Genomic DNA, 16290 nt, shown 5'->3' with positions numbered 1-16290 from the left:
TTCCCTCACCCCATGGACACGCCCCCCCTCGACCCCGAAGCGGGTCCGCAGACCGCCCCTTCCGAACCCCAACCCGGCCTGCTGGAGTTGGCCACGCGGGACGACGGCCAGACCCTGTACGCCACCTACACGCCGCCGGGCGCTGCCGACGCCCCCCGCGTGACGCTCCAGGCCACGCTGATCCAGGAGCAGATGACCCAAGGGGGGTGGTCCACTTGGTGGCGGGACGATGCCGCAGTGGGCAAACTGGTGCAGCAGGCGGCCACCACCAAGGAGCCGCTGAGCGTCAAGATCGCCGAAAAGCGCCCGGGCCGCTGCACCGTGCAGGTGGCCCGGGACCGCATGTCGGCCACCATCACGCTCGATCCCCCGCAAGGGGGCGAGCCCCTCACGCTGGAGCAGGTGCACCAGGTCCTGTCGGACAAAGGCGTCAAGTTCGGCCTGCTCGACGACGTGCTGGCCGCCGCCGTGGCCGAAGGGCGGGCCAGCAACCTGGAAGTGGCCAAAGGCCAGCCCGCGGTGAATGGCGAACACACCCGCTTCGAACAGCTGGTGCCCAACATGCAGCAGCGCCACCCCCGCATCGACGAAGACGGCTGGGTGGACTACCGCGACCTGGGCGACCTGGTGGTGGTGAAGGAAGGCACCCCGCTGATGCGGCGCATCCCCCCCACCCCGGGCGAGGAGGGCCACGACGTCACCGGCGGCGTGCTGCGGCCCAAACCCGGGGCCAACAAGCCGTTTGCCCCCGGACTCAAAGGCGTGGCGCTGGACCCGCACGAGCCCGACTTGCTGCTGGCCGCGGTCACCGGACAGCCCGTGGTGGTGTCGCAGGGCGTGAAGGTGGACCCCAACATCGTGCTGCCCAACGTGGACCTGGGCAGCGGCAACATCAAGTTCGACGGCCTGGTCAACATCAAGGGCGACGTCAAGGACGGCATGAAGGTGTTCAGCAGCGGCGACGTGCTGGTGGGTGGCGCGGTGCTGGCGGGCGAAATCGAGGCACAGGGCAACGTCATCGTCAAGGGCGGGGTGATCGGGCATTCCGAATACAACGGCAAGGATTCGGGTCGCAACAGCTGGTTCAGCGCCAAGATCGTGGCCAAGGGCACCATCCAGGCCCGCTACGCCGAAAACGCCTACCTGGAGGCCGAGGGCGACGTGGTGCTGGACGACTACGCCATGCACAGCGAAATCACCTCGCTGACCCACGTCACCATCGGCAAGCCCGGCGCCAAGAAGGGGCGCTGCATCGGGGGGCACACGCGGGCCACGCTGTCCATCCGGGTGGCCGAATCGGGCTCGTCCGCCGGACCCAAGACCGTGCTGCAAGCGGGACACAACCCGCTGATCGAGCAGGAGATTGCCGCCATCGACGCCCACATCGCCAAACACGAGGCCGAAGTGGCCAACCTGCAAAAGATCATCGACTTCATGGCGCTGCACCCCGAGCGCAACAAGGACGACATGGCCGGGCGCGCCCTGCTGACGCAGGAGCTTCACCAAGGCCAGATGCTGGAGCTGCAAGCCGAAAAAGCCAACCTGCAAGAAGCCCTGCACTTGGCCGACGGGGCCCACATCGACGTGGAGCTGACCGTGCACGGCGGCACCGAGGTGCGCCTGGGCGGCAAGGTCTGGCAGACCGCCGACAACCGCGCCCACGGCGTGTTCCGCATCAACGACGAAGGCGAACTGGTGTTTGGCAGCTGATCAGCCCAGCGCCTCGGCAAAGGCCTGGATGCTGGCCGGGTCGGGGGCCAGCTCGGTGTAGCCAATGCCCTCGCGGGCCAACAGCTCCCGCATGCCCTTGTCCACCTCGTGGGCCTGCATCTCGTCCTGAAAGCGCCCCACATGCTGGTAGCGCTTGTCGGGGTTGCGCTGCACCATCACGTTGACGTTGTTGCACTGCCCGTACCACTCCAGCACCTGCTGGCGGGTTTTGTCCACGTCGCAGATGTTGTCGGCGTAGTTCTCGTTGTAGTACAGCAGCTGGGGCAGGGAGCACTCGCACACCAGGAACTGCACCTGTCCGTCCAGCGCCTCCAGCATGCGGAACTGCTGCTGCGCAATCAGGTACTGGTTGCGCAGGGCCTCGTAGTCCTTCTGCCAGACCAGGGCCTTGGCAAAGTCGGGGATGGTCTCCACCGTCTTGCGGCGCAAGTGCAGGTTGAGCACGATGGCCGCCGAAAACAGCGACTTGTCACACCCCGGCCCCCCGATGATGTTGATGACCTGCGTGGGGTAGAGCCGGAGCTTGTTTTCCGGCAACTGGGGCGACACGTAGGTGTAGTGCAAGGTCATGTCTGTCTCCTCTCGCTGCTCTGCAAGTGGCCGCGTGCCCCAGCATAGCGCCGTTGCACCTGGGCGCAAGGGGGCTTTCGATTTCGGTACAGTCGCGCCCATGTCCCGCCATGCTTTCTCCTGCGAAGCCCAACCTGAGTTCCTGCCCGATCAGTCGGACCCGGCCCAGGGGGTGTACGCCTTTGCCTACACCATCACCATCCGCAACGTGGGCGACGTGCCCGCCCAGTTGATCGCCCGGCACTGGGTCATCACCGACGGCATGGGCCGCACCGAGCAGGTCAAGGGCCTGGGCGTGGTGGGCCAGCAGCCGCTGCTGCGCCCTGGCGAGTCGTTCCAGTACACCAGCGGCACACGGCTGCGCACCGCCACGGGGGTGATGCGCGGCAGCTACTTCTGCGTGGGCGAAGACGCCGAGCGCTTCGAGGCCGACATTCCCGCCTTTGTGCTGGACGCCACCGGCCACACCCCGCCCGACGCCGCCCACCGGGTGCTGCACTGACGCCCATGAATGAAACGTCCGCCTGCGCTGACCTGCTGAGCCGCCTGGACCCCGCGGCCACCGCCGTCGAACGCCACCTGTGGCTGATGGCCGTGGTGGACTGGATCCGCGCCGACGACCTGCCCCCCGAAGTCAGCATCGGGCGTTTGCAGCAACTGCTGGACGCCCTGGAACAACAGCCCGAACTGCGCACGCGCTGGCAGGCCTGGTGGCAGGCGTTCCGCGCCCACCTGGACCTGGTGCCCCTGCTGGCCGACTTCGGGTTTGCACCCCGCACCGCCTTCCTGAGCGAGCTGGGCCAGCGCATCCGCCGCAAGCTGCTGCCCGCCACGCCGGACACCACCGACCCCACGGTGCTGTTCGACCTGCTGTTCACCCACCCGCAAGACGCGCAATGGCTGGCCGCCCTGCCCCCGGCCCTCATCCACCGCCTGGCCGCGCTGCTGCACACCCCGAACCACGACCCCGCCACCCTGCACCCCTGGGACCAGGCGCTGCTGGACGCCATCGTGTTCGGCGTGAGCCAGGTCAGCGCCACCGGCTTTGCGTCCGAAATCCGCGTGCGCCTGTCACCCGAGGCCCAGCGCCAGCGCACCTTTGTGGCCCTGCCCGAGCGGCTGGAGGCCTTTCGGCAGGCGGTGCAACAGCACGCCCCCCTGAGCCCGCAGGCCGCCACCGAAGCCGAGCGCCTGCGCCAGCACCTGGCCGCCTGTCAGGACGTGGCCCAGACCGTCTACGCCCACCTGGACGAACACGGCATTTCGGTGGGCATCGTGTTTCGCTTGCAGCAGATGCGCCAGCGCATCCGCCGCATCCACGCCCTGCTGGACTGCCTGCTCACCACCGACCGCCCCACCGCCACCGCCGCGCTGATGGCCGACCTGGTCACCCTGGGCCACGAGAACCGCAGCATCCGCGCCCTGGTGGCCAGCAGCAGCCACCTGACGGCGGCCAAGGTGGCCGAACGCAGCGCCGAAACCGGCGAGCACTACATCACCCGCAACCGCGCCGAGTACCGCGACATGCTGCGCCATGCCGCAGGGGGCGGGGCCATCATCGGCTTCACCACCTGGGGCAAGTTCCTGCTGTACGGGCTGGCGCTGTCGCCGTTCTGGGCCGGGTTTGCCGCGGGCATGAACTACGCGCTGTCCTTCGTGCTGGTGCAGCTGCTGCACTGGACCGTGGCCACCAAACAACCCGCCGTGACCGCCCCGGCCATGGTGGCCAAGCTGCGCGACATCCAGGCCCCCGGGGCCGTGCGCGGTTTTGTGGACGAGGTGGCCCACCTGTTCCGCTCCCAGGTGGCGGCCATTGCCGGCAACCTGGCGCTGGTGGTGCCCACGGTGCTGCTCATCAGCCTGGCCCTGCAGGCCCTGACGGGCCAGCCCATGATCGACACCGACAAGGCCCACCACGTGCTGCACGACCTCAACGTGCTGGGCCCCACCGCGCTGTTTGCCGCCTTCACCGGCGTGCTGCTGTTTGCCAGCAGCATCCTGGCGGGCTGGTTCGAAAACTGGTTTGTGCTGCACCGGCTGGACTCGGCCCTGGCCCACCACCCGCGCTTCACCCGGGCGCTGGGACGCGAGCGGGCGGGCCGCTGGGCCCGCTGGCTGCGCCACAACGTGTCGGGGCTGGCCGCCAACATCTCGCTGGGGCTGATGCTGGGCGTCATCCCGGCGTTTGCCGCCTTCTTCGGCCTGGGGCTGGAGGTGCGCCACGTCACCCTGTCGGCCGGGCAGGTGGCCGCCGCGGTGGCGGCGCTGGGCTGGCACAGCCTGGCCAGTGCCGACTTCTGGCTGGCCGTGGCGGGGGTGGCGGTGGTGGGCCCCATCAACCTGGCGGTGAGTTTTCACTTTGCCTTCCGGCTGGCACTGCGGGCCCAGGCCATCAGCGGGGTCAACCGCCAGCGCATCCATGCCGCCATCCGCAGCCGGTTGCGCAGCCAACCCCTGAGCTTTTTGCGCCCGCCCCGCGAGGACTGAGCCCATGGGCGAATTCGACCTCATCCGCCGCCACTTTCAGCACGCCCTGCGCCCCGAAGGCGTGGCCCTGGGCAACGGGGACGACTGCGCCCTGCTGGCCCCCGCGCCCGGCATGCGGCTGGCCGTGTCCACCGACATGCTGGTGGAAGGCCGCCACTTCCTGTCCACCGTGGACCCGGAGGCCCTGGGCCACAAGGCCCTGGCCGTCAACCTGAGCGACCTGGCCGCCATGGGCGCGCAGCCGCTGGCCTTCACGCTGGCGCTGGCCCTGCCACGCGCCGACGACGCCTGGCTGACCGCCTTCAGCCGCGGCCTGCTGGCCCTGGCCGATGCCCACGGCTGCGCCCTGGTGGGGGGCGACACCACCGCCGGGCCGCTCAACATCTGCATCACCGTGTTCGGGCAGGTGCCGCAACACCAGGCCCTGCGCCGCGACGCCGCCCAGGCGGGCGACGACGTGTACGTGAGCGGCTGCCTGGGCGACGCCCGCCTGGCGCTGGAGGTGTTTCGCGGCGGGGCGCACCTGAGCGCCGCCGACTTTGCCGCCGTGCGCCTGCGGCTGGAACGCCCCACCCCCCGCGTGGCCCTGGGCCTGGCGCTGCGCAGCGTGGCCCATGCCGCCGCCGACGTGAGCGACGGCCTGCTGGGCGACCTGGGCCACATCCTCACCGCCAGCGGCGTGGGGGCGGACATTCAGCACCACGATGTTATCAATTCGATAGCTGCCAGCGCTTACATCAAAAGCGCTGGAGGCCATTTTTTGCATGAATACCCATTGAACGGCGGCGACGATTACGAGCTGGTGTTCACCGCCCCGCCCGCGGCGCGTGAGCGCGTGGCCCAGGCCGCCCGCGAGGCGGACACGCCCGTTACCCGCATCGGCACCGTCACCGCCCACCCCGGCCTGCGGGTGCTGGACGCCCACGGCCAGCCGGTGGCGCTGCACAGCCGCTCATTCGACCACTTTGCCTGATGGCTTTTTTGCCCACCCCCACCCCATGTCACTGCGCCGTCCTGCCCTGACCCACGCCGGGGCCTTGGCCCTGGCCCTCACCCTGGCCGCCTGCAATCGACCCGAAACCACCACCTCCGCCGCCAGCGCAGCCGCAGCCCCTGCGGGCGGCAATGTGGCGGCCAACGCTGCGCCGTCCGCAGCACCCGCCCACATTCCCTTGCGGTGTGAGGAATCCGCGCTGTCCGAAGCCGGGCAGTACATCGGCGAGAACAACGCCTGGGGCAAACAGGGCGTGGTGGGCTGGAGCCAGTGCATGGGCGCCACCGCGCTGCCGCAGGCCGACGGCCAGCCTCCTGCCGTGGCCGCCCACTGGACCTGGGACTGGAAGCAGGTGGGCGACAACGTCAAGGCCTTCCCGGAAATCGTGTTCGGCCACAAACCCGGCTTTCCCAAGACCAGCACCACCCTGCTGCCACGCAAGCTGAGCACCTTGCAGACGCTGACGGTGGAGCACGACATCACCACCGAGCGCGAAGGCGCGGGCAACCTGTCCATCGACATGTGGCTGACCGCCAACGGCAACCCCACCACCTTCGCCGTGCCACCCATCACGCACGAGGTGATGATCTGGCTGGAAGCCTTTGGCCCCATGTACCAGGGCGGTGACCTGGTGGACCGCGTGCGCATCAACGGCACGCTGTACCGGGTGCATGTGGGCGAAAAATTCGGCCTGGGCTGGCGCTACGTGGCCTTTGCGCCCAACGGCCCCATGAAGCCGGTCAACCAGATCAACCTGCTGCCGTTTTTCGAGTACCTGCGCGGCAAGAACCTCATCACCACCGACGAGCACCTGTCCGCCGTCAACCTGGGCAACGAAATCATCAGTGGCAGCGGTGACACACGGGTCAACCGCTACGCCGTCACGGTGAAGTGAGGTCCCAGCGCCGGCGCACCGGCTCGGGCACCACGCTGCGCAGGTAGTCGGCCAGGGTGCGGCCCGGCTCGTCGGCAAACACCGGGCGGCCTTCGGCGGGAGGGGCCAGCGAGGTGATGCGGTCCACCCGGAAGCTGCGAAAGTCCTGCCGATGCTCGCACCAGGCGGCCAGCGTCCACACCTTGCCCCAGTGAAAACACCCCAGCGGGCGCAGCACCCGCTGGCTGCGGCGGCCCTGCTCGTCGGTGTAGCCAATGCACAGGCGTTGCCGCCCCTGCACCGCCTGGCGCACGCCCTGCAGGGTCTGGGCGGTGGCGGCGTCCAGCCCGGTGGCCTCGGGCGGCGGGGCGTACACCGCCAGCGCCTGCGCCGCGGTGCGCAGGCCCCGCGGCAGCACCGACAGCACCCGGCCCAACGCCTGTTCCGCCGACAAGGCCATGGCCGGGTCCAGCCAGGGCTGGGCCAGGCGCACGGCGGCCACCAGGGCCTGGGCCTCGTCGGCGGTGAACATCAGCGGCGGCAGGTCAAAACCCGCGCCCAGCCGGTAGCCCACGCCCGCCTCGCCCTCGATGGGCACGCCCTGGGCCTGCAGGTCGGCCACGTCGCGGTAGATGGTGCGCTCGGACACCTCCAGCCGCTGCGCCAGCAACGCCGCCGTGGACAGGCGACGCCCGCGGATGATCTGAACCAGTTGAAACAGGCGGTCGGCACGGCGCATGCGGGCATTGTCCGGTGGAATCAGGCCAGGGCGTGCAGGCCCACGCGGTTGCCGTCCAGGTCGGTGATGTGGGCGAAAAAGCCCATGCCCTCGGGCAGGGCCTGGCGCGGCAAGGCCACCGCGCCGCCCGCGGCCACGGCCCGCTGCAAGGCCGCGTCCAGCGAGGGGCTGGCGTCCAGGTACACCAGGGTGCCGCCGCTGGCTTGGGCGGGTGCGGTGGGGCCGCACATCAGCGCGCCACCCGTGCCCTGGGCCGGGTCGTAGGCAAACACCGCGCCTTGCGACGGGCCCATGGCCTCGCGGCGCATGGGGCGGCCCAGCAGGGTTTCGTAAAAGGCCTGGGCACGGTCGAGTTGTTGCACGGGGATTTCAAACCAGCTGATGGCGCTGACGGTCATGACGGGACTCCTTGAGGGGGTGAATGAACAAGCCCCGGATGCTGCGCCACCCCTGCTGACACCGTGGTGTCAGCAGGCTGCATTTCAGGCTGCATTTCAGGCTGCATTTCAGGCTGCATTTCAGGCTGCATTTCAGGCCGCATTTCAGGTCGCGGGGGTCGCGGGGGTCGCCGTCGCTGTGGCCGCCATCGCCTCTGCGGCGGCCACCCGCCGGGCCGCCTGCGTGCGCCCGCCGTAGCCCCAGTCGGTGGCGGGCAGCTCGCGCACGGTGACGTAGCTGGCCTCGGCCAGCGGCTGGCCCTGGCCCAGGTGGTGGTTCAGCACGGCCCAGGCTTGCGCCACGAAGCGGGCTTTTTCCTCCACGGTGTTGGTCCCGGCGGTGATGTCGATCTGCAGCCACGCGGTGGCCTGCGGGGTGTGCTGGTGGATGGGTTCGCCACCAATGTGCCAGTGGGCGGCGGGCAGGTCGTCGATGACCACCGCGGTCACCTCGCGGCGCTTGTGCAGCACTTGGGCGGTGAGTTCGGTCAGGGCACGGGCCAGCACGGCGTAACGCTCGGGGTTTTGCAAGGGCGCAATGCGCAGCAGCAAGGTGGGCATGGGGAGGGCTCCGGTTGGGGGTGGGTTCAACGGGACGGGGTGGCGGCTTGCGCCCCAGCCCGCAAGGCGGCGTGGCGCTTCAGGCTGGCGTGCAGGCGGCGGGCGCTGCGGGCCAGGGCGGCGGCGCCAAAGTCAAAGTCGCGGATGGCTTCGCGGCGCAGGCGGCTGGCACGGGTTTTGGCCAGGTCCATCCACAGCGCGTGGGCATCCAGGCTGGCGGGGGGCAGGTCTGAGGTCATGGCGGGTCTCCGGTGGAAGGGCATGGCTTGCACTGTAAAAACACATCCAAACCACGGAAACCGCCAAAAGTGCGAATTTGCATTGCAACTTCTGCAAAGCAAACCACAATGCGGGCATGAACTTCGACCTGGACGACGCCGCGCTGCTGCTGCGCATTGCCGAGCTGGGCAGCCTGTCTGCCGCCGCCCGCGAGCGCCAGTGGCCGCCCAGCCAGGTGTCGCGCAGCCTGGCCCGGCTGGAGGGGCAGTTGGGCGTGCGGCTGGTGCACCGCACCACCCACGGCCTGTCGCTCACCGACGAGGGCGACACCTTTGTGCGCCACGCCCGCCAGTTGCTGGCCACCCGCGACGAGCTGGCCGCCGACCTGGGGGCCAAGCGCCAAGGCCCCAGCGGCTGGGTGCGGGTGGGGGTGAGCCCGGCCATGGCCGAGTCCATCATCGCGCCCAGCCTGGCCGGGCTGTACCAGCGCCACCCGGACCTGCACATCGACCTCAGCGCCGACGACCGCATGGTGGACCTGGCCCGCGAGGGCATCGACATCGCGCTGCGCACCGGCGCACCCCATGGCGAGAACCTGGTGGCCCGCCAGATTGGCGACTATGGCCGCACCCTGTGCGCCAGCCCCGCCTACCTGGCCCGCCACGGCCTGCCCCGCACGCTGGACGACCTGGCGCAGCACCGCCTGATTGCCAGCAGCGTGAGCCCGTCCCTCAACCAATGGCCGCTGGCCCGCGGCACACCGCGGCCACCCAAGGCCACCGCCCAGGACGCCACCGCCCCCACCTGGGCGGTGAAAGGCCACACCCGCAGCGACAACACCTCGGCCACGCTGGCGCTGGTGCTGCACGGCGTGGGCCTGGCCCGGCTGAGCGACCTCATCGCCCGCCCCCACCTGGCCCGCGGGGCGCTGGTGCCGCTGATGACCGAGGTGTTCGACCCCCAGCGCGTGCCGGTGTACGCCATCATGCTGCCCGAGCGGCACCGCCTGCCCAAGGTGCGCGCCTGCATCGACTGGTGGCAGCAATGGCTGGCCGCCTTGCCGGACAATGCCCCCCATGACCGCCCCTGAACTGCTGGAGCCCGATCCCCAAGACCCCACCGTGCTGCGCCCCGCGGGGCGCGCCGCCGACGCGGTGCACCCCGCGCCCGGCTCGGCCTCGCCACCGCCCTTTCGAGGTTTTGGCGGCGCGGCGGGGGCGGGCGGGGCGCTGGCCCGGCCCACGCTGGCCTTCATGGCCAGCCACCCGGCCCACGCCATTGCGCTGGGCTTTGGCTCGGGCCTGGCGCGCTGGGCACCGGGCACCGTGGGCACGCTGTGGGGCTGGGCCGCGTTTGCGGTGCTCCAGCCGTGGCTGAACGACGGGCAATGGGCCGCCCTCATCGGCCTCAACCTGCTGCTGGGCTGGTGGGCCTGCACCGTGACCGCCCGCCACATGGGCCAACCCGACTCCAGCCACATGGTGTGGGACGAGGTGGTGGCGTTCTGGATCGTGCTGTGGCTGCTGCAACCCGCCACGCTGCTTCAGCAGGCGGTGGCGTTCGGGCTGTTTCGGCTGTTCGACGCGGTGAAGGTGGGACCCATGGCCTGGGCCGACCAGACCTTCAAGGGCTTTGGCCCCCGCGGCGGCTTTGGCGTGATGCTGGACGACCTGGCCGCCGCCTTCTGCACGCTGCTGGTGCTGGCCTGGTGGCGCTTCTGAACATTCCACTTTTGATAGCTGACACACCAAATGGAAAAAGCGCTGGCAGCCATTTTGATTGACAAAAACTGGATGCTAACCACGGCGGAAAGCTGCACGGGGGGGCTGATCGCCGCCCGGTGCACCGACCTGGCGGGCTCCAGCGCCTGGTTCGAACGCGGCTTTGTCACCTACAGCAACGCCGCCAAGACCGAGCTGCTGGGCGTGCCCGCCGCGCTGATCGACACCCACGGCGCGGTGAGCGAACCCGTGGCCCGCGCCATGGCGCAAGGGGCGCTGGCCCACGCCGCCGCCCAGGTGTCGGTGGCGGTGACGGGCATTGCCGGGCCCAGCGGCGGCAGCGCCGACAAACCCGTGGGCACGGTGTGGATCGCCTGGGCCGGGCCGGGGTGGGTGGATGCCGTCGGCCACCACTTTCCCGGCGACCGGGCCGCTGTGCGCCAGGCCACGGTGCACGCGGCGCTGCAGGGTCTGGTGGCGCGCCTGCAACTTGGGTGACGATTTGAGCCCCTTTTGCAGGGAAATCCGCGGCATTTCCCGCCAAACCGCGGTGTACGATTTCCCGATGCCCACCCCCTGGATGCACGGATTCCCGCTGGACACGCTCACGCTCGACACCTCGCGCGTGGCCTACCGCTGCGGCGGTCGGCGCGATGCCCCGGCGCTGGTGCTGCTGCACGGCTTTCCACAAACCCACGCCCTGTGGCACCGGGTGGCCCAGGCCCTGCAACACGACTTCTTCCTGGTCATGCCCGACCTGCGCGGCTACGGCGACTCGGGCCTGCTGCCCGGCGTGCCCGAAGCACAGGACCACAGCCAGCACAGCAAACGCGCCATGGCCGCCGACGTGGTGGCGCTGGCCGACCACCTGGGGCTCCAACAGTTCTTCCTGTGCGGGCACGACCGTGGCGGGCGGGTGGCGCACCGACTGGCGCTGGACCATCCCGGGCGGGTGCAGGGCTTGTGCGTGATCGACATCGCCCCCACGCTGGACATGTACGCCCGCACCGACATGGACTTTGCACGGGCCTATTACCACTGGTTCCACCTGATTCAGCCCGCCCCCCTGCCCGAAACGATGATCGGCGGCAACGCCCTGGCCTACCTGCACCACAAGCTGGGCGGGTGGGGCACGGGGGGACTGCACCACATCGAACCCCAGGCCCTGGCCGAGTACGAACGCTGCTTCTGCCGCCCCGAGGCCATCCACAGCGCCTGTGAAGACTACCGGGCCAGCGCGGGCATCGACCTCGTCCACGACCGCGCCAGCCGCGAGCAAGGCCAGCGCATTGGCTGCGACACCCTGGTGTTGTGGGGCGACCGCGGCGTGGTGCACCGCATGTTCCAGCCCCTGGCCCTGTGGCAGGCACAGTGCGCAGGCCGGGTGACCGGCGAAGCCTTGCCAGCAGGCCACTTCATCCCGGAAGAACTGCCCGAAACCACCGCCTGGGCGCTGCGCGACTTTTTCAAATGACGACCCCACACGACCCCGCCATGCAGCCCATTGCCCCGGAACAGGTGGTTCCGGGCCTGTACGTGTGGCTGGACATGAAGTGGATGGACCATCCCTTCCTGACCAACCGTTTCCTGGTCAAGACCGCACAGGACGCGGCCACCATCCGCGCCCTGGGGCTGGTGGGGCACCTGTACTACGACCCCCACAAAAGCCATGCCCAGCCCCTGCCGCTGCGTGGCGAGCAAGCGCCCGACCCGGCCGAGCTGGCCCGGCAAGCGGCTGAAGCCGAGGAACTGCGCCTGGCCAAGCTGCGCCATGAAAAGATCCGCCAAGTCAAGGACGCCGCCGCCCGCTCCGAACGCGCCTGGGAACAGGCCGCCAGCGCCACCCGCGAAGCGCTGACCACCCTGGCCCGCTCACCCCGCATGGCCGCCAAACACCTGGACGAGCTGTCGCGCCAGACCGCCGCCGCGGTGATGCAAGGCCCCGACGCCCTGCTGAAGGTGCTGGGCGACAAGGAAGACAAGGGCCCGCAGTTCCACGCCCTCAACGTCATGACCCTGTGCATGCTGCTGGGCAGCCGTGTGGGCCTGAGCCAGCGCGAGCTGACCGACCTGGCCATGGCCGCGCTGGCGCACGACGCGGGCAAGAGCGAAATCCCCCTGCCCATCCTGCGCAACGGCAAACGCAAGAAGCACGAGGAAGACCACTACCGCCTGCACGTGATGCACAGCGTCAACCTGGCCCGCGAGTCGGGCGCCTTCACCCGCAAGGCGGTGGAGATGATCGCCCAGCACCACGAAGCGCTGGACGGCTCCGGTTGGCCCGCGGGCGTGCGCGAGCTCAGCCCCGGCGCCCAGATCCTGGCCATGACCAACCGCTACGACCGGCTGTGCACCCCCGAGTCGCCCGACGTGCCGCCGCTCATGCCCTCGGAGGCGCTGGCGCACATGCTGCGCCAGGAGGGCAGCCGCTACGACCCGCAACTGCTGGCCACCTTCATCCAGATGCTGGGGGTGTACCCACCGGGCACCGTGGTGCAGCTCAGCGACAAAAGCCTGGCCCTGGTGGTGCGCCCTGGCGCGGACCTGTACCACCCGGTGGTGCTGGTCTACAAACCCGACTCCAACGACGCCAACGCACCGCTGCTGCACCTGTCGCGCACCTCGGGCCTGTCGGTGGTGGAAGCCCTGCGGCCCACCAGCCTCAAGCCCGAAGTGCTGCAATGGCTCAATCCCCAGAAGCGTTTGGCGTGTCACTTTTCGGTGGACCCCCCGCCCACGCCGTCCGAATGAACTGAGGCATGGCCATTGCAGCCAGCCCACTACACACCAGGGAAACCCCATGCTCGACAAACTCAACCGGGTGTACCCCGTGCGTTACACCGCCATGGGCGTGGCCGCCGTGCTGGCCTTGCTGTGCTTTGTGGCCTGGGTGCTCAACCTGCTGCTGGGCCAGTCCTGGGGCGAATCCGCACTGGCCACCCTGGTGTTTGGCGGCCTCACGGCGCTGGGCGTGCGCGACCTCACCCAGAACTTCAGCGCCGTGCGGCGCAACTACCCCATCATTGGGCACCTGCGCTTCATGCTGGAAAAAATCCGGCCCGAGATCCGCCAGTACTTCATCGAGAGCGACACCGAGGCCACGCCTTTCTCACGCTCGCAGCGCAGCCTGGTGTACGCCCGCGCCAAGGGCGAAACCGACAAGCGCCCCTTCGGCACCCAGCTCGACGTGCGGGCCACGGGGTATGAGTGGATCAACCACTCCATGGCCCCCACCCAGGTGCCCAGCCACGACTTTCGCATCCACATCGGTGGGGCCGACTGCACGCAGCCCTATTCGGCCAGCGTGTTCAACATCTCGGCCATGAGCTTCGGGGCCTTGAGCGCCAACGCCATCCAGGCCCTCAATGCGGGGGCACGGCAAGGTGGCTTTGCGCACGACACGGGCGAAGGCTCCATCTCGCGCTGGCACCGCGTGCACGGCGGCGACCTGATCTGGGAAATTGGCTCCGGCTACTTCGGTTGCCGCAACGCCAACGGGCGGTTCGACCCCCAGAGCTTTGCCGCCAACGCCGCCGACCCGCAGGTGAAGATGGTGGAAATCAAGCTCAGCCAAGGGGCCAAGCCCGGCCATGGCGGCGTGCTGCCCGGCCCCAAGGTCACCCCGGAAATTGCCGAAGCCCGCGGCGTGCCCGTGGGGCAGGATTGCGTCTCCCCGGCCTCGCACAGCGCCTTTTCCACGCCGCTCGAGCTGATGACCTTCATCGCCCAGCTGCGCCAGCTCTCGGGCGGCAAGCCGGTGGGCTTCAAGCTGTGCATCGGCCACCCGTGGGAATGGTTTGCCATGGTCAAGGCCATGCTGGCCTCGGGCATCACGCCCGACTTCATCGTGGTGGATGGCTCGGAGGGCGGCACCGGGGCCGCCCCGCTGGAGTTCACCGACCACGTGGGCGTGCCGCTGCAGGAAGGCCTGCGCCTGGTGCACAACACGCTGGTGGGCGTGGGCCTGCGGGAGCGCATCCGCGTGGGCTGCGCGGGCAAGGTGGTCAGCGCTTTCGACATCGCCCGCGCCATGGCGCTGGGGGCCGACTGGTGCAACAGCGCCCGCGGTTTCATGATGGCACTGGGCTGCATCCAGGCCCAGACCTGCCACACCGGCCACTGCCCCACCGGCGTGACCACGCAGGACCCCGTGCGCCAGCGGGCGCTGGACGTGGGCAACAAGACGCAGCGGGTGTTCAACCTGCACCAGAACACCCTCAAGGCCCTCAAGGAGCTGGTGGAAGCCGCCGGGCTGACCCACCCCAACCAGATCGGCCCGCAGCACATCGTGCGCCGGGTGGACGGCCAGCAGGTGGCCCAGCTGGACCGACTGCTGCCCCGCGTGGCCCCGGGCGCGCTGCTGGCCCCCGACGCCGAGGTGGCCGCCAACACCGAGCTGCACCCGGTGTTCAGGCTCTACTGGGGCAGCGCAACGGCGCGGGCGTTTGGGCAGGTGTGAGGCCAGACTCCACCGGGGCCGCAGGGGCCGCGCCCAGGCCCGGGCCGTGGCCCTCGCCGGTGGTCCGCTTTGCGGACTGCGCTGCGGTGCTCGACCGCGGGGCGGTGTCGCGGAACTCACGCCGCTTTGCTGCGCAAAGCTCTGTTCAAACAACCGCGACAAGCCAGAGCTTGAGGGTGCGCTTTCGCGCACCCGCCCCGCAGTCTGTGCGCCTCGCCACCGGCCAAGGGGCCACGGCCCGGGCCTGGGCGCGGCCCCTGCGGCCCCGGTGGGGACAGACAGGGTTGGTGAAGATGGCTGCGAACCGGCGAATTCTTTCAATGAAAACTGCCTCTACCGCTTGTATTTAAAGCACAAGCAGCTACAAAATTTAAAGCACCCCTGCAACTCAATCCGCCCCTTAAATCCCCCGCCCTTCGTCCAGAAACACCCGTGCCCGCCGGGGGCTGACCACCACGGTGTCACCCTCGCGCAGGCCCAGCTCGCGCAGGCGTTCGGCGGGCATGTGGGCTTCGATCACCGGGTCTTGCCCTCCGGGGGTCAGGGGCTCCACGGGCAGCAGCTCCAGACGGGCCAGCGGGCCCACCACGTTGACGCGCTGCAGCGCGGCCACAATGCCCTCCGCACCGGGGGTGTGGCGCTGCACCTCCAGGTCGTGCGGGCGCACGTAGGCAAAGGCGCGGGCGTCTTGCGCCAGGGGGTGCTCGGGTGCGGCCAGCGCCACACCCTCGCCCAGGTGCAGCTGGCCCTCGTGGGCGCGGCCATGGAACAGGTTGACGTCACCCAGAAAGCCGTACACAAACGGGCTGGCCGGGTGCTCCCACACCGCCTGCGGGGTGCCGATCTGCTCGATCTGGCCGCGGTTCATCAGCACCACGCGGTCGGCCACTTCCAGGGCTTCTTCCTGGTCGTGGGTGACGAAGATGCTGGTCACGTGCAGCTCGTCGTGCAGGCGGCGCAGCCAGCGGCGCAGCTCTTTGCGCACCTTGGCGTCGAGTGCGCCAAAGGGTTCGTCCAGCAGCAGCACCTTGGGCTCCACCGCCAGGGCGCGGGCCAGGGCAATGCGCTGGCGCTGCCCGCCCGACAGCTGCGAGGGGTAGCGGTCGGCCAGCCAGTCCAGCTGCACCAGCTTCAGCAGGTCGGTCACCTTGGTTTTGATCTGCGCCTCGCTGGGGCGCAGGCCTCGGGGCTTCATGCGCAGGCCAAAGGCCACGTTGTCGAACACCGTCATGTGGCGAAACAGCGCGTAGTGCTGGAACACAAAGCCCACGTTGCGGTCACGCACGTGCACGTCGGTGGTGTCTTCACCGCTGAACAGGATGCTGCCGGCGTCCGCCGTTTCCAGCCCGGCGATGATGCGCAGCAGCGTGGTCTTGCCGCAGCCCGAGGGGCCCAGCAGGGCCACCAGTTCGCCGGATTCAATGTCCAGGTTAACCTGGTTCAGCGCCTGGAAGGCCCCGAACTGCTTGCTGACGTTGCGGATGGCGATGCTCATGAG

At 69.6% G+C, this 16290-nt stretch carries 17 protein-coding genes; 11 read left to right on the top strand and 6 right to left on the bottom strand.

Going from position 1 to position 16290, the window contains the following annotated elements; translation table 11 throughout:
• The first annotated feature begins 12 nt into the window (after positions 1-12).
• Positions 13-1710, top strand: coding sequence for a DUF342 domain-containing protein (locus ACYVB7_RS10065; RefSeq protein WP_460506982.1), 1698 nt, complete (start codon positions 13-15; stop codon positions 1708-1710).
• On the opposite strand, the gene ACYVB7_RS10060 is transcribed toward ACYVB7_RS10065, so the two are convergent.
• Positions 1711-2301, bottom strand: a complete 591-nt coding sequence (locus tag ACYVB7_RS10060; protein WP_460506980.1) for a hypothetical protein — start codon at positions 2299-2301, stop codon at positions 1711-1713.
• A gap of 100 nt (positions 2302-2401) precedes the next feature.
• Between ACYVB7_RS10060 and apaG the strand changes: the two genes are divergently transcribed.
• The 4 genes from apaG to ACYVB7_RS10040 are packed head-to-tail and all read left to right on the top strand — an operon-like array spanning position 2402 to position 6677.
• Positions 2402-2803 (top strand): Co(2+)/Mg(2+) efflux protein ApaG, encoded by a 402-nt coding sequence (apaG, locus tag ACYVB7_RS10055; protein ID WP_460506978.1) that lies wholly within the window; start codon positions 2402-2404, stop codon positions 2801-2803.
• 5 nt (positions 2804-2808) lie between these two features.
• On the top strand, positions 2809-4788 hold the full coding sequence (locus ACYVB7_RS10050; protein WP_460506976.1) for a site-specific recombinase: 1980 nt from the start codon (positions 2809-2811) through the stop codon (positions 4786-4788).
• A gap of 4 nt (positions 4789-4792) precedes the next feature.
• Positions 4793-5761, top strand: coding sequence for a thiamine-phosphate kinase (thiL, locus tag ACYVB7_RS10045; RefSeq protein ID WP_460506974.1), 969 nt, complete (start codon positions 4793-4795; stop codon positions 5759-5761).
• Between the two features lie 25 nt (positions 5762-5786).
• Positions 5787-6677, top strand: coding sequence for a GH12 family glycosyl hydrolase domain-containing protein (locus tag ACYVB7_RS10040; protein WP_460506972.1), 891 nt, complete (start codon positions 5787-5789; stop codon positions 6675-6677).
• Here ACYVB7_RS10040 and ACYVB7_RS10035 read toward each other — a convergent pair.
• The 4 genes from ACYVB7_RS10035 to ACYVB7_RS10020 all read right to left on the bottom strand — a co-directional run bounded on the left by ACYVB7_RS10035 (position 6664) and on the right by ACYVB7_RS10020 (position 8632).
• Positions 6664-7395 carry a helix-turn-helix transcriptional regulator gene (locus ACYVB7_RS10035; protein ID WP_460506970.1) on the bottom strand — a complete coding sequence of 244 codons (732 nt, stop codon included), beginning with the start codon at positions 7393-7395 and terminating at the stop codon, positions 6664-6666. The two genes, ACYVB7_RS10040 and ACYVB7_RS10035, sit on opposite strands and share 14 nt — an antisense overlap.
• A gap of 20 nt (positions 7396-7415) precedes the next feature.
• Positions 7416-7793: a VOC family protein gene (locus tag ACYVB7_RS10030; RefSeq protein WP_460506968.1), complete on the bottom strand. Its 378-nt coding sequence runs from the start codon at positions 7791-7793 to the stop codon at positions 7416-7418.
• Between the two features lie 144 nt (positions 7794-7937).
• Positions 7938-8393 carry a tautomerase family protein gene (locus ACYVB7_RS10025; protein ID WP_460506966.1) on the bottom strand — a complete coding sequence of 152 codons (456 nt, stop codon included), beginning with the start codon at positions 8391-8393 and terminating at the stop codon, positions 7938-7940.
• A gap of 26 nt (positions 8394-8419) precedes the next feature.
• Positions 8420-8632, bottom strand: a complete 213-nt coding sequence (locus tag ACYVB7_RS10020) for a hypothetical protein (protein WP_460506964.1) — start codon at positions 8630-8632, stop codon at positions 8420-8422.
• 116 nt (positions 8633-8748) lie between these two features.
• Here ACYVB7_RS10020 and ACYVB7_RS10015 point away from each other — a divergent pair, with 116 nt between their 5' ends.
• The 6 genes from ACYVB7_RS10015 (at position 8749) to ACYVB7_RS09990 (ending at position 14792) form a co-directional block, all read left to right on the top strand.
• Complete coding sequence (locus tag ACYVB7_RS10015; protein ID WP_460506962.1) at positions 8749-9702, top strand: LysR family transcriptional regulator; 954 nt, start codon at positions 8749-8751, stop codon at positions 9700-9702.
• A gap of 163 nt (positions 9703-9865) precedes the next feature.
• A complete protein-coding gene (locus tag ACYVB7_RS10010) occupies positions 9866-10333 on the top strand; it encodes a phosphatidylglycerophosphatase A family protein (protein WP_460507041.1) in 468 nt (155 codons plus the stop codon).
• Between the two features lie 30 nt (positions 10334-10363).
• Positions 10364-10831, top strand: a complete 468-nt coding sequence (locus ACYVB7_RS10005) for a CinA family protein (RefSeq protein WP_460506960.1) — start codon at positions 10364-10366, stop codon at positions 10829-10831.
• A gap of 67 nt (positions 10832-10898) precedes the next feature.
• Positions 10899-11807 carry an alpha/beta fold hydrolase gene (locus ACYVB7_RS10000; RefSeq protein WP_460506958.1) on the top strand — a complete coding sequence of 303 codons (909 nt, stop codon included), beginning with the start codon at positions 10899-10901 and terminating at the stop codon, positions 11805-11807.
• Positions 11804-13084 (top strand): HD-GYP domain-containing protein, encoded by a 1281-nt coding sequence (locus ACYVB7_RS09995; protein ID WP_460506956.1) that lies wholly within the window; start codon positions 11804-11806, stop codon positions 13082-13084. Before ACYVB7_RS10000 ends, ACYVB7_RS09995 begins: the two co-directional genes overlap by 4 nt.
• A gap of 49 nt (positions 13085-13133) precedes the next feature.
• Positions 13134-14792, top strand: coding sequence for an FMN-binding glutamate synthase family protein (locus tag ACYVB7_RS09990; RefSeq protein ID WP_460506953.1), 1659 nt, complete (start codon positions 13134-13136; stop codon positions 14790-14792).
• 400 nt (positions 14793-15192) lie between these two features.
• Here the strand turns inward: ACYVB7_RS09990 and ACYVB7_RS09985 are convergent, their stop codons facing one another.
• Positions 15193-16287: a sulfate/molybdate ABC transporter ATP-binding protein gene (locus ACYVB7_RS09985; protein WP_460506951.1), complete on the bottom strand. Its 1095-nt coding sequence runs from the start codon at positions 16285-16287 to the stop codon at positions 15193-15195.
• Between the last annotated feature and the right edge of the window lie 3 nt (positions 16288-16290).

This window comes from Hydrogenophaga soli, from assembly GCF_054777695.1.
Note: the sequence above shows the minus strand (reverse complement) of the source record. Positions and strands in the feature narration are given on the sequence as shown.

What these genes read in the sequence shown, in the direction of transcription:
- ACYVB7_RS10065 (WP_460506982.1), top strand. Translation starts at nt 13, where the DNA reads ATGGACACGCCCCCCCTCGACCCCGAAGCGGGTCCGCAGACCGCCCCT.
- ACYVB7_RS10060 (WP_460506980.1), bottom strand. Translation starts at nt 2,301, where the DNA reads ATGACCTTGCACTACACCTACGTGTCGCCCCAGTTGCCGGAAAACAAG.
- apaG (WP_460506978.1), top strand. Translation starts at nt 2,402, where the DNA reads ATGTCCCGCCATGCTTTCTCCTGCGAAGCCCAACCTGAGTTCCTGCCC.
- ACYVB7_RS10050 (WP_460506976.1), top strand. Translation starts at nt 2,809, where the DNA reads ATGAATGAAACGTCCGCCTGCGCTGACCTGCTGAGCCGCCTGGACCCC.
- thiL (WP_460506974.1), top strand. Translation starts at nt 4,793, where the DNA reads ATGGGCGAATTCGACCTCATCCGCCGCCACTTTCAGCACGCCCTGCGC.
- ACYVB7_RS10040 (WP_460506972.1), top strand. Translation starts at nt 5,787, where the DNA reads ATGTCACTGCGCCGTCCTGCCCTGACCCACGCCGGGGCCTTGGCCCTG.
- ACYVB7_RS10035 (WP_460506970.1), bottom strand. Translation starts at nt 7,395, where the DNA reads ATGCGCCGTGCCGACCGCCTGTTTCAACTGGTTCAGATCATCCGCGGG.
- ACYVB7_RS10030 (WP_460506968.1), bottom strand. Translation starts at nt 7,793, where the DNA reads ATGACCGTCAGCGCCATCAGCTGGTTTGAAATCCCCGTGCAACAACTC.
- ACYVB7_RS10025 (WP_460506966.1), bottom strand. Translation starts at nt 8,393, where the DNA reads ATGCCCACCTTGCTGCTGCGCATTGCGCCCTTGCAAAACCCCGAGCGT.
- ACYVB7_RS10020 (WP_460506964.1), bottom strand. Translation starts at nt 8,632, where the DNA reads ATGACCTCAGACCTGCCCCCCGCCAGCCTGGATGCCCACGCGCTGTGG.
- ACYVB7_RS10015 (WP_460506962.1), top strand. Translation starts at nt 8,749, where the DNA reads ATGAACTTCGACCTGGACGACGCCGCGCTGCTGCTGCGCATTGCCGAG.
- ACYVB7_RS10010 (WP_460507041.1), top strand. Translation starts at nt 9,866, where the DNA reads ATGGCCAGCCACCCGGCCCACGCCATTGCGCTGGGCTTTGGCTCGGGC.
- ACYVB7_RS10005 (WP_460506960.1), top strand. Translation starts at nt 10,364, where the DNA reads ATGGAAAAAGCGCTGGCAGCCATTTTGATTGACAAAAACTGGATGCTA.
- ACYVB7_RS10000 (WP_460506958.1), top strand. Translation starts at nt 10,899, where the DNA reads ATGCCCACCCCCTGGATGCACGGATTCCCGCTGGACACGCTCACGCTC.
- ACYVB7_RS09995 (WP_460506956.1), top strand. Translation starts at nt 11,804, where the DNA reads ATGACGACCCCACACGACCCCGCCATGCAGCCCATTGCCCCGGAACAG.
- ACYVB7_RS09990 (WP_460506953.1), top strand. Translation starts at nt 13,134, where the DNA reads ATGCTCGACAAACTCAACCGGGTGTACCCCGTGCGTTACACCGCCATG.
- ACYVB7_RS09985 (WP_460506951.1), bottom strand. Translation starts at nt 16,287, where the DNA reads ATGAGCATCGCCATCCGCAACGTCAGCAAGCAGTTCGGGGCCTTCCAG.